Here is a 25,626-nt window from a genome sequence, read left to right on the forward strand (position 1 = left end):
GCGCCGGTTCTGCTTTCGTGAGGGCTTCCCGCCTCCATGGCCCGCCCTCCGCGACGCAAGACGCCTCCCACGCCACCCGTGTCTCCCGCGCCGGGCTCTCGCCTGGAGCCGCCGAGGGCCCGGGTGCCGGCCTGGGGGCTCGTCTTCGCCGTGGCGCTCGCGGTCCGGCTGGCGTACCTGCTCACCGCGCGGGGCCCCGCCTTCGACGCGCCGCTGATCGACGCGGACTACTACGACTACCTGGGCGCGCGGCTGGCGCGGGGCGAGGGCTTCGACGCGGGCCCCTTCTGGCAGCCTCCGCTCTACCCGTTGGTGCTGGGGGGCCTCTACTGGCTGGGCGGGCACAGCCTGTGGTGGCCACGCCTCCTCCAGGTGTTGCTCGGCGCCCTCACCGCCGCGCTCGCCTGTGGCGTGGCCCGGCAGAGCTCCGGCCGCGACACGGTGGGGCTGGGCGCGGGACTGCTGGTGGCGCTGCACGGTCCGCTCGTCTTCTACGACGGGGAGCTGCTGGCCACCTCGCTGGGCACCTTCCTCGGGACCGCGGCGCTCTGGCTGGCCGTCCGTGAGGCTCCCCGCATGGGCACCGCGCTGCTGTGCGGGGTGTGCCTCGGCCTGGGGGCGCTCGCGGTGGTGCCGCTGCTGCTGCTCGTGCTCCCGCTGGCCTGGGCCCTCGGGCGGGGACGTCCGCTGCGCGCCGTGCTCTGCGTGACGGCCTGTGCCGCCGTGGTGCTGTGCGCCACCGCCACCAACCGCGTGCGCTCGGGCGAGTGGGTGCTCATCTCCGCCAACGGGGGCATCAACCTGTGGCTGGGCAACAACGCGGACGTGGACGGCGCCATGGCCATCCGCCCCGGTGCGGCCTGGGAGATGCTCGCCAACGAGCCCGTCCGCCGCGGCTTCCACACGCCGGCCGCCCAGGATGCGTACTTCCACCGGAAGACGCTGGAGTGGTGCCGCTCGCGGCCGCTCGACTGCGCGGGCAACCTGCTGTGGAAGGCCCGGTTGCTGCTGGTGGCGCGGGAGTTGCCTCGCAACGAGGACCTCTACGCCGTCCGCTCGCAGTCCCCCGTGCTATGGGCCCTCACCGCGCGGCCCGGCGGTTTCGCGCTGCCCTACGCGCTGCTGTGGCCCCTCGCGGCGGCGGGCCTGGTGGTCCTCTGGCGCGGGTGGCGGGCGAAGGAGGAAACACGCGCGGCGCTCACCGTGGCGGGCGCCGCCCTGATGCTCGCCGCTCCGTCCGTGCTCTTCTTCGTCACCGGCCGCTACCGCGCGCCCCTCGCACCGGCGCTGTGCGTGCTCGCTGCGCTGGGGCTTCACGCGCTGCTGTCGCGGGCCTCCTCGCGCGCCGTGCCCGTGGGCGTGGCCCTGGCGGTGCTCGCGCTGTCCGTGTGGCCGGTGCGGCTGGCGGTGGACGCCGTCGATTTCGAGGCCGAGCTGCACTACGCGGTGGGCGGCCGCCATGCCCGGCTCGGCCATGACGCGGCCGCGGTGGAGGCGTGGCGGCACGCGGTACTCCGCAAGCCGGACTATCTCGAGGCGGGTTACAACCTGGGCCTCGCGCTGGAGCGGCTGGGCCGGACCGGCGAGGCCGTCCACACCTACGAGTCGCTGTTGCGCTGGTACCCGCGTGAGGAACTGCTGCGGGAGCGGCTCGCCTCGTTCCGGGGCAAGCCACCAGTCCAGGCGAAGTGATTCCGTTCAGGGGGAGGTTCCGGCCGCGAGGGGGAGCAACTGGTCCGATTGTTGGACCAGTCGGCACGCCGCGCGGCCGGCAGGTCTCCTGTTTTCGGGAGGCGCTACTCGGGCTGGCCGAGCACCAACTCCACCTTCTGGGTGGCCGCGTCCACCTCGGCCACGGCGTGTCCCGAGGGACCCTTCTTCGCGCGGGCCCACAGGCCGAAGCGGGGCTGGGGCAGCAGGCCCGCCACCAGGAAGGTGCCCGTCTCGTCCGTCTCCAGCTCATGCAACAGGCGCAGGGGCTCGAGGGCCACCACGGTGACGCGGGCCCGCGGCACTCCGCCTCCCGCCGCGTCCACCACCCGGCCGGACAGGTTCACGGTGGCCGTCACCGCCATCCGCACCCGCGACAGCCCGGGCCCCAGCTCCCGCGCGACGGCCACCGGACGGCCGCGCACCTCGGCGAGCAGGTGGTAGCTGCCCCCGGGCATCCGCAGGGTGAAGTCTCCCCTCGCGTCCGAGGTGGCGGTGGCGAGCGGGCGCGGCACCAGTCCACCGGCGTCCACCAGGTGCTCCAACATCGCCCCGGCTTCGGGACAGCTCTGGGAGAAGAGGTGGCTGTCCGCGCCCGCCGAGGGACAGGGAGACGCGGGGCCCCGGGCGGTGAGGCTGTCGAAGGCCAGTACCCGGGCGCCCGCCACCCGGAAACCGGCCTCGTCCTCCACCCATCCCCGGAGCGAGGCCACGCCCCCGGTCGCCGGGTTCTCGTCCGGTGTTTCCTGGGGGGTGGGGCGGGGCGCCTTGCGGAAGTAGAGGAGGCCGAGCGCCGCCAGCAGCAGGAGTAGCCCGCCGCCCGCGAGGCGCCAGTGCCTCCGAGGACCGCCACCCTTGTCGTCGTGCGCGCTCATGTTCAGGGAGGGATGCCGTCCTCCAGACTGCTCTGCCCGGCCGTCCCGGGAAAGTGAAAACGGTCCCGGGACAGAGAGTGGGGAAACCCGGGGACGGGCTGGGTGGGGCTCGGCTGCCCGCCTGCGCGTGTTCCCCTGAACGATGGTGGCCTCCTGGCTACGTCCCTAGCTTGCATGAGAGGGGGCGGAGGTGTCGCACGATGGTGTGTGAGAACTGCCGGGCGAGGCCCGCGGTGGTGTTCCTCAAGCAGGAGAGGGCCGAGGGGCGCACCCTGGGGCTGTGCAACCACTGTGCGAGCGCCATGGGCATGGACGCGGGGCCAGGGTCCTCCGGCTCGTTGGAAAGCCTGTTCGCCCAGATGCCGGGTTCCCGGTCGAGGCGGGAGAACATCCTCTCGCAGCTCTCGGAGATGGCGCAGCAGGTGCTGGAGCATGCGGGGCGGCTGACGCTGGAGTGGGGGTATGAGCGCATCCGCATCGAGCACCTGTTGCTGGCGCTGAGCGAGAAGGTCTCCGAAATCCGTCTGGCGCTCGAGCTTCGAGGGCACGGACATGGACGAGTACGTGCTCCGGCTGGAGCAGGTGATGGAGCGGCGCGAGCCGTTGCACGCCGAGGGCGTGGGGTTGTCCTCGGGGATGAAGCGCGTGCTGCAACTGGCCAAGCTCCAGGCGGTGCAGATGGGGCACACCTTCATCGGCCCCGAGCACCTGCTGCTGGCCATCATGGCCGAGGGCGAGAGCTTCGCCGCCCAGTTCCTCTCCGACATCGATCCGGACGAGCTGCGGCAACTGCTGAAGCCGCAAGGCCCGGCGGCCGGCTTCGCGAGTGGGCGGGCGGCGGAACGGCTCCCGCCCAACCTCACCCGCTTCACGAGAGATCTCACCGCGCTGGCGGACGCGGGCGAGTTGGACCCCATCATCGGCCGCGACAAGGAAATCCACCGCGTCATCCGCATCCTCAGCCGCAAGACGAAGAACAACCCGGTGCTCATCGGCGAGCCGGGCGTGGGCAAGACGGCCATCGCCGAGGGTCTGGCCCAGCGGATTGTCTCGGGCGAGGTGCCGGAGGTGCTCCGGGACAAGAAGGTGCTCTCGCTGGACCTGGCGGCCGTCATCGGCGGCTCGAAGTTCCGGGGCGAGTTCGAGGAGCGCTTCAAGGGGCTGATGGAGGAGATCCGCGCCCTCAAGGGCAAGGTCATCCTCTTCATCGACGAGGTGCACACCATCGTCGGGGCCGGCGCGGGCGAGGGCTCGATGGATGCGGCCAACATGCTCAAGCCGGCCCTGGCGCGCGGCGAGCTCCAGTGCCTGGGCGCCACCACGCTCGACGAGCACCGCAAGCACATCGAGAAGGACGCGGCCCTGGAGCGCCGCTTCCAGCCGGTGATGGTGGCCGAGCCCACTCCCGAGCAGGCCATCGAAATCCTCCGGGGCCTGCGCGACTCGTACGAGGCGCACCACCGGGTGAAGATCTCCGACGCCGCGCTCACCGCCGCGGTGGAGCTCTCCGACAAGTACATCAGCGACCGCTTCCTGCCGGACAAGGCGATTGATCTGTTCGACGAGGCGGCGGCGATGGTGCGGCTGGGGGCGCACACCGAGCCGGGCCGGATGAAGGAGATGGAGGAGCGGCTGGCGCAGAAGGAGAAGGACAAGGAGGCCGCGGTGGCCGGCGAGCGCTACCAGGAAGCCTCGCGGCTGAAGGGGGAGCTCGTGGCGCTGCGCGCGGAGCTGGAGGGGCTGCGCACGCAGTGGCAGCAGGCCCGCGGCGTGGCCGAGCCCATCGTCACCCCGGAGGCCATCGCCACGGTGGTGAGCGAGTGGACGGGGATTCCGGCGAAGAAGCTGCAGCAGGAGGAATCGCAGCGGTTGCTGGAGATGGAGCAGTCGTTGCGCCAGCGCGTGGTGGGCCAGGAGGAGGCCCTGCGCGCCATCTCCGAGGCGGTGCGCCGCGCCCGCGCGGGGCTGAAGGATCCGGGCCGGCCCATCGGCTCGTTCATCTTCCTGGGGCCCACGGGGGTGGGGAAGACGGAGACGGCCCGCGCGCTCGCCGACTACCTGTTCAACGACGAGAACGCGATGCTCCGCTTCGACATGTCCGAGTACCTGGAGCGGCACACGGTGAGCCGGCTCATCGGCGCGCCCCCGGGCTACGTGGGCTACGAGGAGGCCGGCCGTCTCACCGAGGCCGTGCGGCGGCGGCCCTACTCGGTGCTCCTCTTCGATGAAATCGAGAAGGCGCATCCGGACGTCTTCAACCTGCTCTTGCAGATATTGGACGACGGGCGGCTCACCGACTCGCGCGGGCGCACGGTGGACTTCAAGAACACCGTCATCATCATGACGTCCAACCTGGGCGCCGAGCAGTTGGGCCTCAACAAGGGCGCCCTGGGCTTCCAGCGGCCCTCGGAGGGCGGGGTGAGCCTGGAGGACGAGCGCGTGGCCTCGACGGTGATGGAGGCGCTGCGGCACCACTTCCGGCCGGAGTTCCTCAACCGCATCGATGAAATCATCGTCTTCCACCCGCTCGACCGCGAGCAGCTCAACCGCATCGTGGACTCGATGCTGGCGTCCACCCGGCGCAAGCTGCACGGGCAGAACATCCTGTTGGAGGTGCGGGAAGCGGCGAAGGACGAGCTGGCGCGGCGCGGGTTCGATCCGAAATACGGCGCCCGGCCGCTGCGGCGGGTCATCCAGCGCGAGCTGGAGACGGAGCTCAGCCGGATGCTGTTGCGAGGGGAGTTGCGAGAAGGAGACCGGGTGCTCGTGGACTTCGCGGACGGGCGGTTCACCTTCGGCGTCGAGGGACGGGCCACCAGGCATGAGGCACCGCTGCACTGATTCCCCAAGCTCCCTTCGCCCAATTTCCCTCGCCCAATTTCCCCTCTCCCCTCGGGAGAGGGACGGGGTGAGGGTATCTCGTGGACTCGGGTTCGCATCCACTGGGGTTCAACCTGGGGTCCCCGACACCCTCACCCTGACCCTCTCCCGGAGGGAGAGGGAAGGGGGACGGAGAGGGAAACGTGAGCGGGATTGTGGCAGGTGAGGTCAGGCGTGGACCTCTTCCTGGTGCCCGCCGCGGGGCCGCTCGTCCCGGGAGTCCCGAGCCAAGGCCCTCCTGGCTTCCCGCTTGCGCGCGCGCACGCTCAACCCCACCGAGATACCGATGCACGTCACGATGATGGCCACCGAGACCAGCGGGGCCACGTGGACCCACTCGGACAGGATCATCTTCAACCCGGCGAACGCCAGCACCGCCGCCAGTCCCCAGTGCAGGTAGCGCAGCTCGTGCACCGTCTTGGCCAGGGCGATGTAGAGCGCGCGCAGCCCGAGGATGGCGAAGACGTTCGACGTGTAGACGACGAAGAGGTTGTGGCTCACCGACAGCGCCGCCGGCACCGAGTCGATGGCGAAGGCCACGTCCGACAGCTCGATGGCGATGAGCGCGATGAGCAGCGGGGTCGCCTGCCACCGGCCCTCCACGCGTTTGAAGAACTGCTTGCCCTCGTACTCCGTCGTCACCGGCAGGCGCTTCTCCAGCCAGCCCACCACCTTGTTGTTGCCCGACACCTCCTCCGAGGGATGGCGGCGCGCGATACGCCAGGCGGCGAAGAGCAGGATGGCGCCGAAGACGTAGACCACCCAGTGCCAGCGCTGGATGGCCTCCAGGCCCAGGAAGATGAACAGGGCCCGGAACACGAGCGCCCCGAAGATGCCCCAGAAGAGCACCCGCCGCTGTTTGTTCTCGGGCACGCTCAGGCTGGCGAAGATGACGAGGAAGACGAACAGGTTGTCCAGGCTGAGGCTCTTCTCGATGAGGTAGGCACCCAGGTATTCCTGCGCGGTGTTGCCTCCGTGCCTCGCCCAGACGAAGAACCCGAAGGCCAGGCCCACGGCGATCCACACGCCACTCCAGATATACGCCGCCTTCTTCGTCTCCCCGCGCTTGCTCCGGTGGGCGAGCAGGTCGACGAAGATCATCGCCACCACGATCACCCCGAAGACGCCCCACTCCCACGGCGCGATGTGTTGCGAATTCATTGGCCTGCTCCCCGGATGCTCGCCCGCCCGGACCGTCCAGGAGGCAGCACGCTCGGGACGCGGCGCCGCCAGGGACAGGCGTCCACCGAGCGGATGAGCGGATGAGCCATGCACACCTCCCAGCCACCAACAGGGGGCCGTGTGGGGAAGCTGACAATGCAGGACCCCGTCAACAACCTGGGTTCCTCCCGTTTCGTCTTCTCGTGGGCGCTTCCTCCGCTCGGGTGCCGCACTCCGTGCGACGGGCGTGGCGCCTGTCCGTCCGCCCTCTCTACAGTTCGGCTCCTCCTCCCCTCCCCAGGAGCGCCCCATGCCGTTGGCCTCGCCTTGTGTCCGGCTTTCGTTCGCGGTGGCCCTGCTGGGGGCCTGGCTCGCCCGGGCGGAGGAAGCCGCCACCACCCTCGGCTCGGCGCGTGAGGTGGCGCCCCGCAACTACGGCAACCTGCGCATCGGCGCGTCCACCTCCAGCCAGCGCCCCACCCTCTGCCTGGAGCTGTCCCCGCTCGAGCGGCTCAGCGTGGAGGCCTGTGGCAACGGCTCGGGTTTCCTCCACCATGAGGAGGCGCCGGAGCTTCGCCCACTTCCGCGCGCACTTCACGCTCACCTCCTGGAAGACGCCCCTGGGCTGGCTCCAGCCCCGCCTCAGTGCGGGCTTCGCCGAGCTGCAGGTGGGGGAGGACGGGAGCGGCTTCCACTTCGAGGGCACCGGGCCCACGGGGGTGGAGACGGCCGGGCCCGAGGTGGGCGCTTCGCTGCGCGCCCTGTTTCCCGTGAGCACGGGCTTCGAGCTCGTCGGGCAGCTCGGCCTGGGGGCCGCGTACTTCCACCACGCGCCCCGGCTGCTGCGGCCCCAGAGCGCGTTCCAACCCACCGCCTCCTTCACGCTCGGCGTCGGGTTCTGAGTCCACACCACTCCCCGGACGGGGAACTGACACGGAGCCACCGCATGGATGCAGCCGCAACGCCGCCGTACCAGTCCTGGTTGGAGTCCTTCGCCGCCGCGCAGGGGGGCATGGCCGGCACCGTCCACATGCGGCGGGGCGAGGCCCTGGAGTTGGTGGCCTCGCTCAACATCCCGCCTCCGGTGGTGGAGGCCGTGCGCGTCGTGCCCCGCGGCAAGGGCATGGCGGGCATCGCCATGACCACCCGCGAGCCGGTGCAGACGTGCAACCTCCAGACGGACGAGAGCGGCCGCATCCAGCCCGGGGCCCGGAGCGTGCCGGTGCGCGCCTCGGTGGCGCTGCCCGTGCTCGACGCGGCCGGTGAGGTGCGCGCCGTGGTGGGCCTCGCCTTCCTGCACGAGGGCGAGCTCACCGCCGAGATGACGCGCAACCTCATGGCCGCCGTGACCGCGCTGCCGCCCGGCGTCCCGTGAACAGCCGCTAGCGGCGCGGGCTCTCGGGCAGCACCGGCTCGAGCGCCACCGGCTCCAGCGGCTCCGCCAGCGCCAGGCCCATCACCCCCGAGTAGAAGGACAGCTCGGCCTCCAGCGCCTTCCGGGTGTCGGTGGTGATGCGCGGGCCGTACGGCTCGCCGTCCACGGGCAGCATCGCCGTGGGCACGCCGTTGGCCCTCAGCTTGCGCATCATCTCCTCCGTCTCCCGCTGCGACGTCTGGCCGTCCAGCCTCGCCTGGATGAAGAGCACCGGGCTGCTCTTGATGTTGTCCAGGTGGAAGCAGGGCGAGCGGTCCTGCAACAACTGCTTGGACTCGGGCTGCGGCCCGAGCACCTGGTCCATGTAGTGGGCCTCGAACTTCTCCGCGTGCTCCACCAGCGTCTCCAGGTTGGAGATGGCGCAGGAGCTGGTGCCGCAGCGCAGGATGTCCCGGAAGGCCAGCAGCGACAGCGTGGTGTACCCGCCCGAGCCACTGCCTCGCGCCACCAGCCGCCGGGCGTCCGCCTTGCCCTCCTGCACCAGCCGCAGCGCGGCGTTGGCGCAGTCATCCACGTCCATCACTCCCCAGTTGCCATACAGCGACAGGCGGTACTCGCGCCCGTACCCGGTGCTCCCCCGGTAGTTCACGTCCACCACCGCGAAGCCCCGGCTGGTGAAGTACTGGATGGTCCAGTCCAGCTTCGTCGAGGCGCTGGCCGTGGGGCCCCCATGGTTCATGATGAGCAGGGGCGGCTTCTCGCCCGAGGGCGCGCGGTAGTCCGGATTGTTGGGCGGGTAGTACCAGGCGTGGGCCTCGCCCAGCTCCGTGGTGGGGAAGTGCAGCGGCTCGCAGCGCGACAGGTAGGGCACCAGCTCCTCGGGCATCCGCGTGGACGCCTTGAGCACCTGCGGCTTGCCGGACTCCATGTCCAGCCGCACCACCGACGCCGGCTGCTCCGGCCCTCCGCCCACGAAGTACGCCGTGGCGAAGCCCCCTCGCACCTGCGACACATCCGTGAAGGGCGTGGCCAGCTCCGCGAACTGGCCCAGCACCACGTCCAGCCGCCCCAGCTTCCACTGGCCCTGCTCATTGAAGGCGCACACCACGTGCCGCGGCGAGATGAAGGCATACGTGGACATGCCGAGCTGCCACTGCGCCGCACCGAACTCCGCCTCGCGCTCCAGCACCGGCACCACGCTGCGCCCCTGCAACCGGTAGAGGTTCCACCAGTCGTTGCGGTCGCTCACGAAGTACAGCTCGCCCTGCGGGCTCCACTCGGGCTGGAAGACGGACTCGGTGGTGCCGCCGGCCACCAGCCTCGGGTGGTGCAGCACGCCCAGCTCGTCCACGTCCGCCACCCACAGCTCGCACCCGTCCCACGGCATGCAGGGGTAGTCCCAGGCCAGCCACGCCATGCGCCGCCCGTTGGGGCTCAGCGTGGGCGAGGAGTAGAAGTCCCGCCCCTCGGTGAGCACCGTCTGCCGCTGCCCGTCGATGTCCACCGCCACCAGCGAGGCGCGCGGCTGTCCCTCCTTCAGGTTGCGCCAGTCCTCGCGCACGCACACCACGCGGTTGCGCGTCCGGTCCATCACCAGGTCCCCGAAGCGGTGCTTGCCGCCCGTGTCCGGCGTGAGGGGCACCGGCGTGCGGCCCGGATTCACCCGGTACAGCCGCTGATCCACGTGCAGCCCGGTGCTCGCGTGGTTGACGAAGACCACCAGCCCCTCGGACACCGTGAAGGAGCCGCCGCCATGGCCGTACACCAGGCTGTGCGAGCTGTAGGCCGCCCGGCCCTCTCCCGCGGGCGGGAGGATGTCCGTGAGCGTCCCGTCCACCGAGCGCCGGACGATGGCGTGCCGTCCCCGCTCGCCGGGGCGCACCTCCAGCCAGTACACGTCATCGCCATCCACGGCCACCTCACCCAGCGACAACGTCCGGGTGGCGATCATGTCGGCGGTGATGGGGGACTTCCATGAGCCGTAGGCAGCCTCCCGACTTGCGAGCGTCATGAGCAGGCCTTTCCTTGTGAACGCGTGAGGAGAACGGGCCTGTTTCTACCACCCCGGCACGACGTGCCGGATCAGGGGCGGGGGGCCGGTTCCGTGGGGAAGTGTCGCATTTCGCGCACCCGGCGTCGATCACGCCCCCCGGCGCCCGGCCGCTCCGGTCAGAAACTTCCGCCCAGGCCCACCAGGCCACCGTGGGGCGAGAAGGCCAGCAGGGGCTGGAGGCGGGGGCGCGCGGAGGCCACGGCGGGGGACCGAGGGCCGGGCACCAGGGTCCGCTGCGAGAGCTCGTAGCCCACGATGGCGCCGATCAACGCGCCAGGAAGGGTGAAGTAGAGCCCGAGGTCCGGCCTTCCGGCCACCACCCCCGCGAGGAAGCCCACCACGACGCCCGAGCCCATTCCCGCCAGTGCGGCGAGCAGCTTTCCGTCTCCACCGGCTGCTTCGCCGCCCCACCAGACGCCCAGGGTGACGCCGGCGCCCGCGCCCAGGATGAGCCCGATGGCGGCCGAATCCAGGCAGCCGAAGAAGCCGCTGCTGTTGCCGACGATTCCCGCCCCGCACAGGCCGCCACCGGCCATGAAGCCGAGGAATCCGCCTCCCACGCCCGTCAGCACGCCGGCGCCTGTCTCCGCGAGGATGCGCAGGCCGCGGGGAGGGCGGAACTCCTCCTTCTCGCCCTGGGCCCAGTCTTCTTCACCCAGCCGCAGCGGGGCGCGCTCGTCCGTGCCGGGCAGCCCGGAGGAGGCCAGGCGCGGCTCGAGGCGGAGGGTGGGCTCCTGGGCGGCGAGGCCCACGCCGGGGGCGAGCAGGAGGAGCAGCAGCAGGGGAAGCCGGGAGGGGGAGGCCAGGGGATTCGTCATGGCTCCGGCATGCTGCAACACCCGGACCGCCGCCGCGCCCGCTCGGGGCCGGGCAGCGGGAGCCGCCCCCGGGCCCCCGCGGAGTGTGACATTTCTGGCACAGGTGCGAAGCCGGGTTTCCGCCGCTCAGGGCCCCGGACGCACGTTGTCGCCAATCCACTTCAGGTACGGCGCGTGGCCCTCCGCCACGTCCAGCCGCAGCACCTCCGGGCACTGGTAGGGGTGCACCTCCACCACGCGTGCCCGCAGCGCCTCGAAGAGCGGGGCGCGCGTCTTGAGGATGAGCAGGGCCTCGGGCTCGTCGTGCACCTTGCCCTCCCAGCGGTAGATGGAACGCAGGCCGGGCACCACGTTGCCGCACGCCGCCAGCCCCTCCTCCACCAGTGTGCGGGCAAGCTCCGCGGCCTTGTCGGCCGTGGGCGCGGTCACCATGACGAGAATGGCATCGGTCATGGGCCCACCCATACCCGCCCATGCGCCAGCACGGAAGGGGCTGCCAATTCCTGGCGGGACCCGCCTCCGGCGCAGGAGCGGGTGTTGAGTCATTGAGGTGGGAAGGGGTCGGACAGGGAGGCGAGCGGGGCAGGGCCCGTGCTGCTCGGCTATGCTCCGGGTGACATGTGGGTGGGGATGAAGAGGACAGGGAAGGAGCGCACGTGACGACTCCATCGAAGAAGGGCACGGGTCCGAAGTCCCCGGGGCGGCCCAAGGGCCCGCCCCTGCCCATCTCCGGCGAATCCTTCCAGCTCGTTCCCCACGGTGCGGCCCTGGTCATCGCCAAGGTCTCGCCCGGGGGGCGCGGGGACTCCTCCGGTGACGTCCTCACCCGGGCCCAGCTCGAGCAGCTGCTGTGGCACAACTCCATCCCGACGGTGCCGGGCTCCGTCCTCTCGGGGTACCTCTCCAGCCTGCACTCACTGCCCGCCTTCGAGCGGAATGCACCGGGCCCCTTCTCCCGGGACCTGGGCACCACCGCGCTCTCCCGGAGCGACTGGCGTGGCAACCTCGGCGAACTCTCGGCCCGGTATGGGGGGGATGCTTCCCCAGCAGGACCTCAATGCCGTGCGCCCCAACCATCCCATCTTCGATCTGCGTGACAATCGGGGCCGTCTGAATTCCGTGAAGACGAGCGTGCGCTCGGCGGACAGCCGGGGAGACCCGTTCGAGACGTACCTGCGGGGGCTGCGGGATATCATTCCGGGCCGCGCTGCGGGACCCCGACAACTACCGCAAGCAGTCCTACCGGGAGATCGCGGACAAGCTGCTGGAGATGGAGCCGGTGCGCATTGACGGGAGGGTGTACCGCGCCTGGCAGAACCTGGAGAACACCCGCCGGGGCACGGGGGCTCCGGCCGAGGTGCGCCAGCAGGCGGAGGCCGCGCTCACGTCCTTGAGGGAGAAGATCGCCAGCTACGTCGGGAGCAACAGCATCACCACTCCCCATCTCGTCCAACTGGAGCGGTTCCGGCAACAGGTGGCCTCCGCCAACCCTCACATGACGCCCGCGGAGATCAACCGCTGGGTCTTCCCGGAGTTGCTGCTGGTGGCGCGGCATGGGGGAGGGGTGCGTGGAAACGCAGTGGCCTCCAGTGTCGCGGGTGGGCGCGGTGTGGTGGGTGGGGCGGTGGTTTCCGTGATTTGTGAAAGCGTTTTCGTAGCCTATGAAATCAGCGCTCAGCCAGATGGACAGTATTCAGAGCCGTTGCAGCGGGTCATGCGAGCAGGCGCCGCAGGAGGTACGTCAGGTCTGGTGGGGGGTGCCACCCAGAATCTCGTCACGGCCAACGCGGGCAGTGGCTTGTCGCGCAACCTGATGAGCCAGGGAGCGAATACCCGGTTGGCGACGGGAACGGGTCGTGCAGTCGGTGGCTTCGCGGGAGGCGCGCTGGCCGCCCCCGTCTTCACGATGACCGCGCTCGCGCTCGACAGGACTGGCGTTGATGGCGGCCGGCCCGGCGGGATTGGTGATGATGATCGTGCAACGCATCCGGGCGGAGCCGACGCCCGAGGAGCGGGCAGCGTTCTGGGCGCTCCTGGCGGCGGAGCCCGGGACGATCGGCGCGGTCGTGGTGAAGAGGAATGGAGTTCCCGAGGTGATCGCGACCGTGCGCAGCGTGGAGGAATACTGGATGCTGGCGGCTTCGGGCAAACTGCCTCACGAGCACTACTTCTTCAGGGAGGCTCCTGATGAAAAGCCGAAGCAGGCGCCATGACGAAACGCAGCCGATGGGGTGGGTGGAACGGAGGGTGTGGGCTTTGGCCTGACTACGGGAACGTCACGCCATCGAAGAGCTCGGCCCCGCCGCCTCCCTCCTGGCCCCACCACTTCAGGGTGAAGGTGCCGCGCGCCATCTCCTCCGTCGTCTCCACCTCCACCCAGGCCTCGCTCCGCTTCCCGGCGGGAATGGGCTCCCGGAGCCACACGCCCAGCACTTTCAACTCCTCGCCCTTCGGCCCCACCAGCACCGCGCCCGCGGGCGTCCAGGGCGTGCTTCCATGGTTTTCCAATAACTGCTTCACGGTCAGCCGCACCACCTCGCGCCCGCCCTCCGTGCGCGCGGTGTCCGCGCGGTAGCTGCGGGCCTCCGTGGATTGGAGCGTGTTGCCCGGGCGTGAGGTGACGCTCGGGGTGAGGTTCTTGCTGGGGATACCGTCCTCCCCCAGCAGCCCCTGGGCGCGCAGGCCCAGCAGCCCCCGTTGCCCGCTGCACTCCGCCTCCAGGCGCGCCTTGTCCGCCCTGCACCGCCGGGCGTCCGCCCGCGCCTGCTGCTCCCCTTCCCGGTAGGAGTCCGGCGAGCGTGGCCGATGCGTCACCTCCACCAGCCCCGCCGCCTCGGAGGGGTGCACCACCAGGGTGAAGCGGACTCTCGCCGGCACCGTGCCCTCCTGGAAGGAGACCGTCACCCGCACGCGCTCCCCCTTCTTCAGGGCCTGGGTGGGGACGAGGGCGAGCCCCGTGCCGTCCTGGGTCACCAGGAAGCGCTCCCGCCCGGGCAGTTCCACGTCCGCCAGCTTCGCGTCGAAGAAGAAGTGGGTGGAGCGCCCCGGGTGGATGCACACCGCGAGCGCCTCGCCAGGTGTGTCCTGCGTCAGCTCCAGGTGGTGCGTGCCCGCCTCGCAGGCGGGCGGCGCGGAGGCTTCCACGGGGGCGGCGGTGAGCAGCACGAGCCGCAACAGGACGGCGGAGGAGAGCACGGGCATGGGGCAGGCACCTCACGTGGGCAGGACCACGGAAGTGGGGCTCTACCACACCTCCTGCCCGGTCGTGTCCGTCCCGCCTCCGGGACGCCCCCTACTTGAAGCGGTCCACCACCCGCACCCGCACGACAGGGTCCACCATCATCTTCCCCGGCGCGCTGCCGGGCCGGAGTTCCAGGCCGAAGTGGCCATCCGTGTCCCACAGTTCCAGGCACACCGGGTACGTCACCCCGAGGGGCGTACGTGCCTCGGTGTAGCGGCCGTACACCCGCCCCTCCTTGACGTAGAGCCGCCCGGAGAGGCGGGTGTTGTTGGGCAGCGCGACCTTCTCGCCCCTGTGCGCGGGATCGAGATCCGCTCCCGCCTCCCAGTCGCCAGGCACATAGAGGGGCGAGTCCTCGTGGACGTGCACGGGCCTGCCCCGCACGTCGCTCCAATCGACGGCCGATAGTTCCCCGATGCGCAGGCCGAGCGTGCCCGTCATGGTCTCCACGGCTCCGGCGGGGCACGCCTGGGGCGGCGGGGCGGGGCGCTCGGGCGGCACCTGCTGCGGGGCGCTCATGCACGCCTGGAGGGCGGCGCCGGTGAGGCCCAGGCACGCGGTGCGCACGGCGGCTCCCCGGCGCTTGGGGGCGGCTTCGGGCTGAGGGCCAGACGTCTGTGGCTGCTTTGGCTTCACGGGGGCATTGTCCTTTCGGGGCGCCTCGGCGGGAGGCGCGGCCACGGCCCGCACAGGTTCCGGCGCGGGCCCCGCTGGCGCCACTTCCTGGCCAGGGGTGAGCCACCAGGCCGCCAGTGCCACGGCCAACCCCAGGCCCACCGCCGCCAGCTCCCGCCACCCGCGCGTCCGCGGCTTCTCCGGCAGCCGCCGCTCCGGGTGCGGCACCACCGTCCAGTCCACGTCCGTCCGGGCCCGCAGCTCCTCCAGCGCCCTGCACAGCGCCACCGCGCCCGGGTAGCGCGCCTCGGGTGTCTTGGCCAATAGCCGCAGGCACACCGCCTCCACCTCCAGGGGCACGCGCGGGTTGACGAGGTGGGGCGGCAGCGGCTCGCGGTGCAGCACCGCCTCCACGTCCTCGCCCCCGTGCTCGGCGGGCCGGAAGGGGAAGCGGCCCGTGAGCAGCCGGTACAGGACGACGCCCAGCGCGTACAGGTCATCCCCGGGCCCGGCCCTGTAGTGCGCGCCCGGCTCGCCCGCGTGCGCACGGCCATAGGCCCACGCCTCGGGGGCGCGGTAGGGCAGCGTGCCGGGGGGAAACATGCCTTTCGTCAGCGTGGGGTAGGCCGGGTGGTAGCCCACCCCGAAGTCCACCAGCACCGCCTGCCCGGTGCTCTCGCGCACCAGGATGTTGGCTTCCTTCACGTCCCGGTGGAGGACGCCGGCCTCGTGCGACACCGCCAGCGCGCGCGCCACCTCCAGCACCCGCTCCACCACCTCGCCCACGGTGCGCCCCGGCGCCCACTCGTCCAGCGTGGGGCCTTCAATCAACTCCAGCTTCAGCCACACGAAGCGCGGCTTGTCCAACGGCCACTGGCCCGCGCCCAACTGGCGCACGAGGTTGGGGTGGCGCAGCCGTGTGCCCAGAGCCATCTCCCGCCAGGCGCGTGCGGCCCGCTCGTCTCCCTCCTCCAGCGGCAGCAGCTTGAGGGCGGACACATGGCCCTCGGGGCCGCGCACCCGGTACACGGTGGCGAAGCCCCCGCTGCCCAGCACTCCCTCCACCACGTCTCCACCCAGGCGGGTGCCCAGGGGCAGCGGAGACGTGCCGGGTGGACTCAGGGGGCCCTCGCCACCAGGGGGAGCGGGGTGCTCGGGGCGGGGAGAATGCGTCTGTGTGGACATGCGGGGCCTACCTCGTGAGACCTCAACGTAGCAGGTCATGCGCCCGGTCGGCGCCCAGGTGGGCGCGGTCATGGGTCCACACCTACCCGCCCATTCGCGAGCACGGAAGGGGCTGCCAATTCCTTACATGGCCCTCCTTCCAGAACATGAGAGTTTTTACCTGGATGAATCATTCCCAGGGTGCGGCCTGGAATGTTTTGCCTGTCTTGAATCAGCACTCCGCATGCTGTTGAACCCCGGACCCCAAGCCCGGGCTTTGTCCGGTAGCAGATGGAGCAAACCCCTGTTTTCGCGGGGGAACCCGGGGAACTGACCCCGCGGTGAGAGGGGAGTGTCCGCTAGCGTCCACGCGCCGGACCCGTCTCCCCCGGATAGTAGGCAAGCAGGCATGGCTTCCCGTATTCCCTTTCATGTATGTTACTCGCAGTGCTCCTGGATTCCTTGGAAGCGTCAAGGAATGGGAGGAGCACGGGCCCACGGGGGGAAAGCGTCATGTCATTCGCAACGCACGCACTGTCCCAGCAGTCCGGAGTGTCCGCGGAGCCATCGCGCAAGGTGTTGCTCGTCGACCAGGCCAAGGAGCTGCGGCTCTACCTCACGCCGCTGCTGCGCGCGGTGGGCTGCGAGGTGGTGTCGGTGGACAACCTGCTGGCGGCCCGGGTGGAGCTGGGCCGCTTGCGGCCGTTGATGGTGGTGGTGGACTGGCGGGTGCTGCCGGCGGACGGCTCGCCCGGATGCGCGGCGCTGCGAGGCCACGCGCAGAACGGAGACGTGCCCATCCTCGTCGTGGCGGGAGACCACACGCCGGCGGAGCTGCTGGAGGCGTGCGTGCAGGGCGGCGCCGAGGACTGCCTGCTGGGCCCCGTGCGCATCACCGAGCTGCAGGCGCGCCTCGACGTGCTGCGCGAGCGGACGCCCGCGTCCCCGGTACGGATGATGGAGCGGCGCACCCCGCGCACCGTGCTGCTGGTGGGCGAGGCGCCGGGCGCGACCGGCGGCCTGGGCGCGGACCTGGAGGCGTGCGGCCACCACCTGCTGTACGCGTCCACCGAGGAGCAGGCCCTGGTCCGGGTGGCCGAGTACGGCGAGCCCATCCACCTGCTGCTCATGCGCAGCTCCGTCACCTCGGCCGAGGAGATGATGCGCGTGGAGCGCCTGCGCACCGGAGCGCGCCTGATGCGGGTGCCCTGCGTGGTGGTGGCGGACGGGGACGTCACCGAGCTGCCGGTGCTCGGACAGGTGTGGTTGAGCGCGCGCACCCTGGCGCCGCGCCACTTGCTGGCCCGCATCAACGGCCAGCTCCAGCGCAACCACGCCGCGCTGCTGGTGGACGAGCGCGTGCCCTTCGTCTGCCCGGTGGAGTACCGCGAGGTGGGCACCTTCTCCTGGTCCTCCTGCTACTCCAGCGCGCTCAGCCCGGGGGCCCTCTTCGTGCGCACCCTGGTGCCCGCCCGCACCGGCGCCGCCCTGGAGCTGCGCATCCACCTGCCCACCACCCGCGAGGTGCTCGAGGGCCCCGGTCTCGTCGCCTGGTCCAATCCCTACACCGCGCGCCGCACCGCCACCTACCCGCTCGGCATGGGCATCCAGTTCCTGGGGATGAGCCCCCGGCGGCTGATGCAGCTCCGCGAGCTCATCCGCGCCAGCAGCCTCATGTGAGCCCCGTTCCACCTTCCACCCGCTTCCCGAGAGGAACGTCATGGCCAGGAAGAAGATCCTCCTCGTCGACGACTCGAGCACCGTGCTGTTGCTGCACCGGATGATGCTGTCCCACTGCGGCTATGAGCTGCTCACCGCCAAGGACGGCCAGGAGGCGCTCGAGAAGGCCTCCGCCGAGCGGCCGGACCTCATCTTCCTGGATGTCCTCATGCCCCGCATGGACGGCTTCCAGACGTGCCGGGCGCTGCGCTCGCGCGCGGAGACGAAGAACGTCCCCATCATCCTCGTCACCACCCGGGGCGAGCCGCACTACGTGCGCCAGGGCTTCGAGAGCGGGTGCACCGACTACATCACCAAGCCCTTCGACGGCGAGGAGCTGCTGGCCAAGGTGCGTGGCCACCTGGAGGAGGCGCGGAGCGCATGAGGGAGGAGCGACGCCACGAGAACGAGGCCCTGCGCGCCGAGGTGGCCTCCCTGCGCGCGGAGAACGGACGGCTGCGGGCCTCGCTCGCCCAGCGCGAGGAGGATGCGCAATGGCGGCTCCAGCGCCAGGGCCTGGTGGAGGCGGAGCTTCGCCCACCTGGTGCGCCTGCGCGTGGCCACCCAGCGGCTGCACGAGACGCTCCATCCGCTCGAGCTGCTGGACATCCTCCAGGACATGCTCATCAACCTGGTGGGCTCGGAGATGCTGGGCATCTTCGAGCGCGAGGGCGCGGAGCTGGTGCTGCGGGTGTCGCTGGGCATCGACCCCGAGCGCTTCCGCCGCCTGCCGCTGGGAGAGGACGGCCCCATTGGCCGCTCGGCGCGCACCGGGGCCTCGTGGCTGGAGGAGTTGATGGAGGCGGACAGCGCTCACCACCGGACAGAAGGGCCGCGCGCGTGTGTCCCCCTGAGACTGGGCGGGCACGTCCTGGGGATGATGGTGCTCTTCGGATTGCTTCCCCACAAACCACGCCTCGAGCCCGGGGACCGCGAGCTGCTGGAGCTGCTCGCGACCGAAGGGGGCAGGGCCTTGTATTGCGCCCGCGGCCTGGCCGCCGGCAAGCCGTCCTGAGCGGACGGGTTCGAGGGAGGGGGAGGCACTTGGAACTGGACCGCGAGCGGCTGCTCGCCACTTTCGCCGAGGAATCGGGCGAGCTCCTCACGGAGATGGAGCAGACGCTCGTCTCGATGGACGAGCACCCGGACGAGGAGCGGCTGCGGTCCATCTTCCGGGGCGCGCACACGGTGAAGGGCGCGGCGGCGGCGATGGGCTACTCCGGCATGACGGACGTGGCCCACGTGCTGGAGGACGTGCTGGAGACGCTGGTGGAGCGGCGGCTGCCGGTGAAGGACGAGCAGGTGACGCTGCTGCTGGCGGCGGTGGACCGGCTGCGGGAGTTGCTGGCGGCGGTGCTCGCGGGGCAGGAGCGGCCGGCGGAGGAGGAGGCGGCGCTGGTGGAGCGGCTGGCGGCCTGCGCCGAGGCGTTGCGTCAGCAGAAGGCGCCGCGGGGCGTGTATGCCGCGCGGGTGGAGGAGCCGGCGGCGGAGGACGCGGCGGGGCGGCGCGCGCGCACGCTGCGGGTGGACGTGGAGAAGCTGGACCGCATCGCCATCCTCACGGGCGAGCTGGCGATTGCGCGCACGCGGCTGGCGCAGGTGCTGGCCACGGGCACGGCCGAGGAGGCGCTGGAGGTGCACCTCGAGGCGGACCGGCTGCACGAGGAGCTGCAGGAAGAGGTGATGCGGGTGCGGATGGTGCCGGTGGGCCCGCTCTTCCGGCAGCACCTGCGCACGGTGCGCGACTTGACGCGGGGGGAGCGCAAGTGGGCGCGGCTGGTGCTGGAGGGCGAGGAGGTGGAGGTGGACACGGCGCTGGTGGAGGGCCTGCGCGAGCCGTTGCTGCACCTGGTACGCAACGCGGTGGACCACGGGCTGGAGACGCCGGAGGAGCGCGAGGCGGCGGGGAAGGAGCCGTGCGGCACGCTGGTGCTGAGGGCCTTCCACGAGCCGGGCTCGCTGGTGGTGGAGCTGAGCGATGACGGCCGGGGCCTGCGCTACGACAGGCTGCGGGAGAAGGCGCGCGGGCTGGGGATGGAGCCCGAGCGGATGACGGCGGAGGAGCTGGAGGAGCTCGTCTTCCTGCCGGGGTTGAGCACGGCGGAGGCGGTGACGGAGGTGTCCGGGCGCGGGGTGGGCATGGACGTGGTGCGCCGGAGCGTGGAGGCGCTGCGGGGCCTGGTGACGCTGCGCAGCCAGGAGGGGCAGGGCACCACGGTGACGCTGCGGGTGCCGCTGACGCTGGCCACCATCCAGGGTTTCTCGGTGGGGGTGGGCGAGGAGACGTACGTGCTGCCGCTGGAGGCGGTGCGCGAGTGCCTGGAGCTGCCGGCGGAGCGCACCGGGCAGCCCGGGGGCGGCGTGTTGAACCTGCGCGGCCGGGCGCTGCCCTACCTGCGGCTGCGGGAGATGCTGGGCGTGCAGGGCCCCGCGGCGGGCCGGGAGAGCGTCGTCGTGCTGGGCCACGGAGGGAGCCGGGCGGGCCTGGTGGTGGACGCGCTCTTCGGCGAGGGCCAGTGCGTCCTCAAGCCCCTGGGCCGGCTCTTCCGCCACCTGCCCGGCGTGTCCGGCTCCACCATTCTCGGGAGCGGCCGCGTGGGGCTCGTCCTGGATGTGCCCACGCTCCTGCGCACCGCCGGCCGCCCACGGGCCGCCGTGAGCTGACGCTCCGCCTGCCCCGTCCTTCTTCCGCTTTCCCGAAAGAGAACCATGCTCCAGAACCTCACCATCTCCCGGAAGCTGCAGCTCGGCTTCGGCGTGCTCGTCGCACTGCTCGCCACCACCATCTGGGCGGCCTACGCCTTCTTCATGATGGTGGTGAGCAACGACGGGTACTACCGCTTCCACGATTTGCGAATCGCGATGTTCAGCACGGGCCTCCACATCGTGGAGATGGAGAACCGGACGCTGGAGTTCGCCTTCACGGGCAACGAGTCCGCCCTCGAGTCCCTCCCGGCCATGCAGGCCGTGGTTCTCGAGAACTACAACCGGGGGAAGGAGCTGACGGACAAGAACCCCCGTGTGGAGGGGCTGCAGCAACAGCTCATGGAGCAGTACCAGCAGTACCTCGCCCACCTCGAGCACCAGGTGGCGTTGGGCCGGGACGTGAAGGCCGGACGCGCGCCCATGGAGCACGTCGTTGACTACGTGAGGGGCGGCAAGGGACGGAAGCTCGTGGAGCTCATGCACGGCACCTCGAAGGCCATCATCCAGGAGGAGCTGGTGCGGCGCGAGTCGCTCATGAAGGATTCCGCCGCGCAGGCGGCGTTGGTGGAGCGGATGTTGGTGAGCGGCGGCATCGTGGGGCCGTTGCTGGCGGTGCTGCTGGCGTGGGTACTGGCACGCAGCATCACCCGGCCGCTGAACGAGGCGGTGGGCTTCACCAGCAGGCTGGCCTCGGGAGACTTGACGGGCACCATCGAGGTGAAGGGCCGGGACGAGACGGCGCGGATGATGGCCGGGATGCGCGAGATGGTGCAGCGCCTCGGCGGGGTGATGGGCGAGGTGCGGGGTGCGGTGGGTTCGCTATCGGGGGCCTCGGGGCTGGTGGCGGCGGCGGCGCAGGCGCTGTCCCAGGGGACGAGCACCCAGGCGGCGTCGGTGGAGGAGACGACGACGAGCCTGGAGCAGCTGAGCGCGTCCATCAGCCAGAACGCGCAGACGAGCAAGCAGTTGGAGGCGATGGCGCTGCGGGGAGCCGAGGAGGCGGAGGAGAGCGGGCTGGCGGTGAATGAGACGGTGGAGGCGATGGCGGCCATCGCCGAGCGCATCTCCATCGTGGAGGAGATTGCGTACCAGACGAACCTGCTGGCGCTGAACGCGGCGGTGGAGGCGGCGCGGGCGGGAGAGCATGGGCGAGGCTTCGCGGTGGTGGCGGCGGAGGTGAGGAAGCTGGCGGAGAGGAGCCAGAAGGCGGCCAAGGAGATAGGGAGCCTGGCGGGAAGCAGCGTGAAGGTGGCGGAGCGCTCGGGGAAGCTGCTGAAGGAGCTGGTGCCGTCCATCCGCAAGACGGCGGAGCTGGTGCAGCAGGTGGCGGCGGTGTCGGGGGAGCAGGCCAGCGGGGTGGTGCAGATGAACCGGGCGATGGTGCAGGTGGACCAGGTGACGCAGCGCAACGCGTCGGCGGCGGAGGAGCTGTCGTCGACGGCGGAGGAGCTGGCGGCGCAGGCCGAGTCGCTGCAGCAGATGATGACGTTCTTCCGGGTGGCGGAGGAGGTGCGGCCGATGCACGGCATGGTGCAGCCGGTGCATTCGTTGAGGCCGGTGCCGGTCCACCTGCCTGCGGTGCACTCGCCGGCACACGGACTGAAGGCGGTGGCGCAGCCGCTGCCCGCCCAGGTGACTCCCACGTCCTTCCCGGCGGTGCCCGAGCGCGCGGCGGCCGGCTCGGACCACGACTTCAAGCGCTTCTAGGCTCTTCTCGAGGCATTCAGGGGCACCACCTTCATGATCGACAACCTCAGCATCGCCAGGAAGCTCCAGCTCGGCTTCGGCGCGCCCGTCGCCTTGCTCGTCACCATCATCTGGGGGTCCTACGCCCTCTTCCTCGGTCTGGTGGACGCCGCCGGGGCGAACTACCGCTCCTATGAGGTCATCGGCGACGTCCAGACCCTGAGGGTCTTCCTGATGGAAATGAATGACCGGGTGCGAGGTTATTCGCTCACCGGTGATGTCTCCTACCTCGAGCCGCAGCCCCAGTTGCAGGCGCGGTTCCTCCAGGCCCATGCGCAGTTGAAGGAGAAGAGCGCGATGGGCCTCCAGGAGCAGGGGCTGCTCCAACAATTGCTGGACCAGTACCAGCAGCGGTTCCTGCCGCACCTCGCGCATCAGACGGCGCTGCGCCGGGACGTGGATGCCGGGCGTATCCCCATGGAGACGCTCACCGAGTACGAGAAGAGCGGCAAGGGGCGGAAGATCCTGGCGGACCTGCACGTCACGGCGGAGGCCCTCCGGAAGGCCGAGGAGGCCGCGCTCGATGAGCGCAACGAGGTGGCTGGCGCGGGCGTGGAGCGGTTGAAGCAGATGCTGGTGCTGGGGGGCCTGGTGGGGCCGTTGCTGGCGGTGCTGCTGGCGTGGGTGCTGGCGCGCGGCATCACCCGGCCGCTGAACGAGGCGGTGGGCTTCACCAGCAGGCTGGCCTCGGGAGACTTGACGGGCACCATCGAGGTGAAGGGCCAGGACGAGACGGCGCGGATGATGGCCGGGATGCGGGAGATGGTGCAGCGCCTTGGCGCCGTGCTGGGCGAGGTGCGAGGCGCGGTGGGCTCGCTGTCGGGCGCCTCCGGGCAGGTGGCGTCAGCGGCGCAGGCGCTGTCCCAGGGGACGAGCACCCAGGCGGCGTCGGTGGAGGAGACGACGACGAGCCTGGAGCAGTTGAGTGCGTCCATCAGCCAGAACGCGCAGACGAGCAAGCAGCTGGAGGCGATGGCGCTGAGAGGGGCCGAGGAGGCGGAGGAGAGCGGGCTGGCGGTGAACGAGACGGTGGAGGCGATGGCGGCCATCGCCGAGCGCATCTCCATCGTGGAGGAGATTGCGTACCAGACGAACCTGCTGGCGCTGAACGCGGCGGTGGAGGCGGCGAGGGCGGGAGAGCACGGGCGAGGCTTCGCGGTGGTGGCGGCGGAGGTGAGGAAGCTGGCGGAGAGGAGCCAGAAGGCGGCCAAGGAGATAGGGAGCCTGGCGGGAAGCAGCGTGAAGGTGGCGGAGCGCTCGGGGAAGCTGCTGAAGGAGCTGGTGCCGTCCATCCGCAAGACGGCGGAGCTGGTGCAGCAGGTGGCGGCGGTGTCGGGGGAGCAGGCCAGCGGGGTGGTGCAGATGAACCGGGCGATGGTGCAGGTGGACCAGGTGACGCAGCGCAACGCGTCGGCGGCGGAGGAGCTGTCGTCGACGGCGGAGGAGCTGGCGGCGCAGGCCGAGTCGCTGCAGCAGATGATGACGTTCTTCCGGGTGGCGGAGGAGGTGCGGCCGATGCACGGCATGGTGCAGCCGGTGCATTCGCCGAGGCCGGCGCTGATCCACCTGCCTCCGGTGCACTCGCCCGCACACGGGCTGAAGGCGGTGGCGCAGCCGCTGCCCGCCCAGGTGACTCCCACACGGAGAGCCTCTCCATGAGCACGAACACGAACACCGCATCCGAAGCCGCCCGTCCGGCGCAATACCTGGGCTTCTCGCTGGCGGGCGAGGCGTACGCCATCGAGCTGCTGCGCATCCGGGAAATCATCGAGCACGTGCCCATCACCCGGGTGCCGGGCATGCCTCCGGCGGTGCTGGGCGTCATCAACCTGCGGGGCCGGGTGGTGCCGGTGGTGGACCTGGCGGTGAAGATGGGGCTCGGCGCGCGCCCCATCACCCGGTGGACGTGCTTCGTCATCGTCGAGGCGCTGCTGGACGGGGAGCGCACCACGCTCGGGCTGCTGGCGGACTCGGTCAGCGAGGTGCTCGACCTGGGGCCGGACGACATCGAGCCGCCGCCCGCCTTCGGCACGCGCACGCCGGTGGACTACCTGCGGGGCATGGGCCGTCAGGAGCAGCGCTTCATCCTCCTGCTGGATCTGGACCGGGTGCTGAGCGCGGAGGAGTTGCTGGGCCTGGTGGGCGCTCCCGCCGCCGGCGGAGGCACATGAGGGCCGTGGCCCCGGCGGACACCGCGTTGCCCGGCGTGGGCCCCCTCCCGTTGACGGAGCGGGAGTTCTCCCTCTTCCAGACGCTGGTGGAGCGGGAGGCGGGCATCCACCTGGGCCCCTCGAAGCAGGCGCTGCTGGTGGGGCGGCTGTCCCGGCGGGTGCGCGCGCTGGGGCTGACGTCCTTCGGCGCCTACTACCGCTTCGTCACCTCGCGCGGCAACGAGGCCGAGCGGGTGCGGATGATGGACTGCCTCTGCACCAACGAGACGCACTTCTTCCGCGAGCCGCAGCACTTCGACTTTCTGCGCCAGCGCGTCTTCCCGGAGTGGACGCGGCGGGCGGCCCAGGGGTTGATGGCCCGGCGCGTGCGGGTGTGGAGCGCGGGGTGCTCGACGGGCGAGGAGCCCTACTCGCTGGCCATGGCGCTGCTCTCTCATTTCCCGCCGGGCTCGGGCTGGGAGGTGGAGGTGCTGGCGACGGACCTGTCCACCTGGGCGCTGGAGCGCGCCCGGCAGGGGCTGTGGCCCATGGAGAAGGCGGCGGGCATCCCCCGGCCCCTGCTGCGCGCCTTCATGCTCAAGGGCGTGCGCAGCCAGGAGGGGTGGATGCAGGCGGGGCCGGAGCTGCGCGAGGTGCTGCGCTTCGCCCGCGTCAACCTGAGCGACGAGCGCGGCTGGCCCCAGGGGCCCTTCGAGCTCGTCTTCTGCCGCAATGTCCTCATCTATTTCGGAGCCCAGGCCCGCGCGCAGGCGCTGAGCGCCCTGATGCGGCGGCTGCTGCCCTCGGGCTACCTCTTCCTCGGGCACGCCGAGAGCCTCACCGGCACCGCCGAGACCGCCCGCTGCGTGGCTCCCAACGTCTATTGCGCCAGGTCCTCGCCGTCCGCGGGCGGCGGCCCTATTTGATGCGCTCCAGCGCCAGGTCGAACAGCGCCGTCTCCAGCCGCTCCGTGTCCTTCTCGGCCAGGCCCTTCATGGAGAACGAGACGCGGTGGGTTCCAATCTTGCGCTGCACCGACACCGCCCGGGCCTTGCCCTTCACCGGCTCCTGGTTGCCCGGCAGCCGCAGCGTGAAGTCCGGCTCCTCCGACTCGACGGGCGGCTTGTGCATCATCACCGAGAAGCCGCCCACCGACACGTCCATCGTGATGGCCCGGACGGGTCCGGAGGCGAAGGCGATGTCCACCTGCAGCCCCTGGGCGATGCGGAAGCTGCGGCGCGCGGACTGGCCTGGAGGCAGGCTCATGCCCTGCGCCGCCGTCAGGGCCCGCGCGAACTGCTCCCGGGCCATGGCGTAGCGCCGCTTCTCGTCTTCGGGGAGCTGTCCCTTGCGCGCACGCGCATGGAGCGCCCGGAACTGCTCCACCCACAGATTGGCGCTCATCACGGCTCT

22 protein-coding genes are annotated in these 25,626 nt (G+C 71.1%); 14 read left to right on the forward strand and 8 right to left on the reverse strand.

Features of this window, described 5'->3' with window-relative positions:
- Positions 1 to 36: 36 nt before the first annotated feature.
- Complete coding sequence (locus tag ACN28I_RS33780; protein WP_420946024.1) at positions 37 to 1,692, forward strand: GlcNAc transferase; 1,656 nt, start codon at positions 37 to 39, stop codon at positions 1,690 to 1,692.
- A gap of 104 nt (positions 1,693 to 1,796) precedes the next feature.
- Here the strand turns inward: ACN28I_RS33780 and ACN28I_RS33785 are convergent, their stop codons facing one another.
- Positions 1,797 to 2,585 (reverse strand): carboxypeptidase-like regulatory domain-containing protein, encoded by a 789-nt coding sequence (locus tag ACN28I_RS33785; protein ID WP_420946025.1) that lies wholly within the window; start codon positions 2,583 to 2,585, stop codon positions 1,797 to 1,799.
- A 552-nt stretch (positions 2,586 to 3,137) separates the two neighbouring features.
- On the opposite strand from ACN28I_RS33785, the gene ACN28I_RS33790 reads away from it, so the two are divergent.
- Positions 3,138 to 5,426 carry an ATP-dependent Clp protease ATP-binding subunit gene (locus ACN28I_RS33790; protein WP_420946026.1) on the forward strand — a complete coding sequence of 763 codons (2,289 nt, stop codon included), beginning with the start codon at positions 3,138 to 3,140 and terminating at the stop codon, positions 5,424 to 5,426.
- 207 nt (positions 5,427 to 5,633) lie between these two features.
- On the opposite strand, the gene ACN28I_RS33795 is transcribed toward ACN28I_RS33790, so the two are convergent.
- Positions 5,634 to 6,626 carry a TerC/Alx family metal homeostasis membrane protein gene (locus ACN28I_RS33795; RefSeq protein WP_420946027.1) on the reverse strand — a complete coding sequence of 331 codons (993 nt, stop codon included), beginning with the start codon at positions 6,624 to 6,626 and terminating at the stop codon, positions 5,634 to 5,636.
- Between the two features lie 554 nt (positions 6,627 to 7,180).
- On the opposite strand from ACN28I_RS33795, the gene ACN28I_RS33800 reads away from it, so the two are divergent.
- Both ACN28I_RS33800 and ACN28I_RS33805 read left to right on the forward strand, forming a co-directional pair.
- Positions 7,181 to 7,528, forward strand: coding sequence for a hypothetical protein (locus tag ACN28I_RS33800; protein ID WP_420946028.1), 348 nt, complete (start codon positions 7,181 to 7,183; stop codon positions 7,526 to 7,528).
- A 44-nt stretch (positions 7,529 to 7,572) separates the two neighbouring features.
- A complete protein-coding gene (locus ACN28I_RS33805; protein ID WP_420946029.1) occupies positions 7,573 to 8,001 on the forward strand; it encodes a GAF domain-containing protein in 429 nt (142 codons plus the stop codon).
- 7 nt (positions 8,002 to 8,008) lie between these two features.
- Here the strand turns inward: ACN28I_RS33805 and ACN28I_RS33810 are convergent, their stop codons facing one another.
- The 3 genes from ACN28I_RS33810 to cutA all read right to left on the reverse strand — a co-directional run bounded on the left by ACN28I_RS33810 (position 8,009) and on the right by cutA (position 11,325).
- Entirely contained in the window at positions 8,009 to 10,012 is a 2,004-nt protein-coding gene (locus tag ACN28I_RS33810; protein ID WP_420946030.1) for a S9 family peptidase, read from the reverse strand.
- Between the two features lie 158 nt (positions 10,013 to 10,170).
- Complete coding sequence (locus ACN28I_RS33815; RefSeq protein WP_420946031.1) at positions 10,171 to 10,872, reverse strand: hypothetical protein; 702 nt, start codon at positions 10,870 to 10,872, stop codon at positions 10,171 to 10,173.
- 126 nt (positions 10,873 to 10,998) lie between these two features.
- A complete protein-coding gene (gene cutA / locus ACN28I_RS33820) occupies positions 10,999 to 11,325 on the reverse strand; it encodes a divalent-cation tolerance protein CutA (RefSeq protein WP_420946032.1) in 327 nt (108 codons plus the stop codon).
- Positions 11,326 to 11,528: 203 nt separating this feature from the next.
- Here cutA and ACN28I_RS33825 point away from each other — a divergent pair, with 203 nt between their 5' ends.
- Both ACN28I_RS33825 and ACN28I_RS33830 read left to right on the forward strand, forming a co-directional pair.
- Positions 11,529 to 11,969 carry a hypothetical protein gene (locus ACN28I_RS33825; protein ID WP_420946033.1) on the forward strand — a complete coding sequence of 147 codons (441 nt, stop codon included), beginning with the start codon at positions 11,529 to 11,531 and terminating at the stop codon, positions 11,967 to 11,969.
- Between the two features lie 843 nt (positions 11,970 to 12,812).
- Positions 12,813 to 13,085: a hypothetical protein gene (locus ACN28I_RS33830; protein ID WP_420946034.1), complete on the forward strand. Its 273-nt coding sequence runs from the start codon at positions 12,813 to 12,815 to the stop codon at positions 13,083 to 13,085.
- A gap of 52 nt (positions 13,086 to 13,137) precedes the next feature.
- Here the strand turns inward: ACN28I_RS33830 and ACN28I_RS33835 are convergent, their stop codons facing one another.
- Together ACN28I_RS33835 and ACN28I_RS33840 are read right to left on the reverse strand one after the other, a co-directional pair.
- A complete protein-coding gene (locus ACN28I_RS33835; RefSeq protein ID WP_420946035.1) occupies positions 13,138 to 14,073 on the reverse strand; it encodes a DUF2381 family protein in 936 nt (311 codons plus the stop codon).
- 91 nt (positions 14,074 to 14,164) lie between these two features.
- Positions 14,165 to 15,913, reverse strand: a complete 1,749-nt coding sequence (locus ACN28I_RS33840) for a serine/threonine protein kinase (RefSeq protein WP_420946036.1) — start codon at positions 15,911 to 15,913, stop codon at positions 14,165 to 14,167.
- 492 nt (positions 15,914 to 16,405) lie between these two features.
- On the opposite strand from ACN28I_RS33840, the gene ACN28I_RS33845 reads away from it, so the two are divergent.
- The 8 genes from ACN28I_RS33845 (at position 16,406) to ACN28I_RS33880 (ending at position 25,139) form a co-directional block, all read left to right on the forward strand.
- Complete coding sequence (locus tag ACN28I_RS33845) at positions 16,406 to 17,572, forward strand: response regulator (protein WP_420946037.1); 1,167 nt, start codon at positions 16,406 to 16,408, stop codon at positions 17,570 to 17,572.
- A gap of 40 nt (positions 17,573 to 17,612) precedes the next feature.
- Positions 17,613 to 17,996: a response regulator gene (locus tag ACN28I_RS33850; protein WP_420946038.1), complete on the forward strand. Its 384-nt coding sequence runs from the start codon at positions 17,613 to 17,615 to the stop codon at positions 17,994 to 17,996.
- 102 nt (positions 17,997 to 18,098) lie between these two features.
- On the forward strand, positions 18,099 to 18,626 hold the full coding sequence (locus ACN28I_RS33855) for a GAF domain-containing protein (RefSeq protein ID WP_420946039.1): 528 nt from the start codon (positions 18,099 to 18,101) through the stop codon (positions 18,624 to 18,626).
- 29 nt (positions 18,627 to 18,655) lie between these two features.
- Entirely contained in the window at positions 18,656 to 20,275 is a 1,620-nt protein-coding gene (locus ACN28I_RS33860) for a chemotaxis protein CheA (protein WP_420946040.1), read from the forward strand.
- Between the two features lie 45 nt (positions 20,276 to 20,320).
- Positions 20,321 to 22,024: a methyl-accepting chemotaxis protein gene (locus tag ACN28I_RS33865; RefSeq protein ID WP_420946041.1), complete on the forward strand. Its 1,704-nt coding sequence runs from the start codon at positions 20,321 to 20,323 to the stop codon at positions 22,022 to 22,024.
- Positions 22,025 to 22,057: 33 nt separating this feature from the next.
- Positions 22,058 to 23,722, forward strand: a complete 1,665-nt coding sequence (locus ACN28I_RS33870; RefSeq protein WP_420946042.1) for a methyl-accepting chemotaxis protein — start codon at positions 22,058 to 22,060, stop codon at positions 23,720 to 23,722.
- On the forward strand, positions 23,719 to 24,234 hold the full coding sequence (locus ACN28I_RS33875) for a chemotaxis protein CheW (protein ID WP_420946043.1): 516 nt from the start codon (positions 23,719 to 23,721) through the stop codon (positions 24,232 to 24,234). Before ACN28I_RS33870 ends, ACN28I_RS33875 begins: the two co-directional genes overlap by 4 nt.
- Complete coding sequence (locus ACN28I_RS33880) at positions 24,231 to 25,139, forward strand: CheR family methyltransferase (RefSeq protein WP_420946044.1); 909 nt, start codon at positions 24,231 to 24,233, stop codon at positions 25,137 to 25,139. The genes ACN28I_RS33875 and ACN28I_RS33880 overlap by 4 nt, the downstream gene beginning before the upstream one ends.
- On the opposite strand, the gene ACN28I_RS33885 is transcribed toward ACN28I_RS33880, so the two are convergent.
- Entirely contained in the window at positions 25,132 to 25,617 is a 486-nt protein-coding gene (locus ACN28I_RS33885; RefSeq protein WP_420946045.1) for a PilZ domain-containing protein, read from the reverse strand. The two genes, ACN28I_RS33880 and ACN28I_RS33885, sit on opposite strands and share 8 nt — an antisense overlap.
- Positions 25,618 to 25,626 lie beyond the last annotated feature (9 nt).

The organism is Archangium gephyra (genome assembly GCF_049060025.1).
Taxonomy (GTDB): domain Bacteria; phylum Myxococcota; class Myxococcia; order Myxococcales; family Myxococcaceae; genus Archangium; species Archangium gephyra_A.

Coding starts and splice junctions, on each gene's coding strand:
- ACN28I_RS33780 (WP_420946024.1), top strand. CDS start 37: ATGGCCCGCCCTCCGCGACGCAAGACGCCTCCCACGCCACCCGTGTCT.
- ACN28I_RS33785 (WP_420946025.1), bottom strand. CDS start 2,585: ATGAGCGCGCACGACGACAAGGGTGGCGGTCCTCGGAGGCACTGGCGC.
- ACN28I_RS33790 (WP_420946026.1), top strand. CDS start 3,138: ATGGACGAGTACGTGCTCCGGCTGGAGCAGGTGATGGAGCGGCGCGAG.
- ACN28I_RS33795 (WP_420946027.1), bottom strand. CDS start 6,626: ATGAATTCGCAACACATCGCGCCGTGGGAGTGGGGCGTCTTCGGGGTG.
- ACN28I_RS33800 (WP_420946028.1), top strand. CDS start 7,181: ATGAGGAGGCGCCGGAGCTTCGCCCACTTCCGCGCGCACTTCACGCTC.
- ACN28I_RS33805 (WP_420946029.1), top strand. CDS start 7,573: ATGGATGCAGCCGCAACGCCGCCGTACCAGTCCTGGTTGGAGTCCTTC.
- ACN28I_RS33810 (WP_420946030.1), bottom strand. CDS start 10,012: ATGACGCTCGCAAGTCGGGAGGCTGCCTACGGCTCATGGAAGTCCCCC.
- ACN28I_RS33815 (WP_420946031.1), bottom strand. CDS start 10,872: ATGACGAATCCCCTGGCCTCCCCCTCCCGGCTTCCCCTGCTGCTGCTC.
- cutA (WP_420946032.1), bottom strand. CDS start 11,325: ATGACCGATGCCATTCTCGTCATGGTGACCGCGCCCACGGCCGACAAG.
- ACN28I_RS33830 (WP_420946034.1), top strand. CDS start 12,813: ATGGCGGCCGGCCCGGCGGGATTGGTGATGATGATCGTGCAACGCATC.
- ACN28I_RS33835 (WP_420946035.1), bottom strand. CDS start 14,073: ATGCCCGTGCTCTCCTCCGCCGTCCTGTTGCGGCTCGTGCTGCTCACC.
- ACN28I_RS33840 (WP_420946036.1), bottom strand. CDS start 15,913: ATGTCCACACAGACGCATTCTCCCCGCCCCGAGCACCCCGCTCCCCCT.
- ACN28I_RS33845 (WP_420946037.1), top strand. CDS start 16,406: ATGTCATTCGCAACGCACGCACTGTCCCAGCAGTCCGGAGTGTCCGCG.
- ACN28I_RS33850 (WP_420946038.1), top strand. CDS start 17,613: ATGGCCAGGAAGAAGATCCTCCTCGTCGACGACTCGAGCACCGTGCTG.
- ACN28I_RS33855 (WP_420946039.1), top strand. CDS start 18,099: ATGCGCAATGGCGGCTCCAGCGCCAGGGCCTGGTGGAGGCGGAGCTTC.
- ACN28I_RS33865 (WP_420946041.1), top strand. CDS start 20,321: ATGCTCCAGAACCTCACCATCTCCCGGAAGCTGCAGCTCGGCTTCGGC.
- ACN28I_RS33870 (WP_420946042.1), top strand. CDS start 22,058: ATGATCGACAACCTCAGCATCGCCAGGAAGCTCCAGCTCGGCTTCGGC.
- ACN28I_RS33875 (WP_420946043.1), top strand. CDS start 23,719: ATGAGCACGAACACGAACACCGCATCCGAAGCCGCCCGTCCGGCGCAA.
- ACN28I_RS33880 (WP_420946044.1), top strand. CDS start 24,231: ATGAGGGCCGTGGCCCCGGCGGACACCGCGTTGCCCGGCGTGGGCCCC.
- ACN28I_RS33885 (WP_420946045.1), bottom strand. CDS start 25,617: ATGAGCGCCAATCTGTGGGTGGAGCAGTTCCGGGCGCTCCATGCGCGT.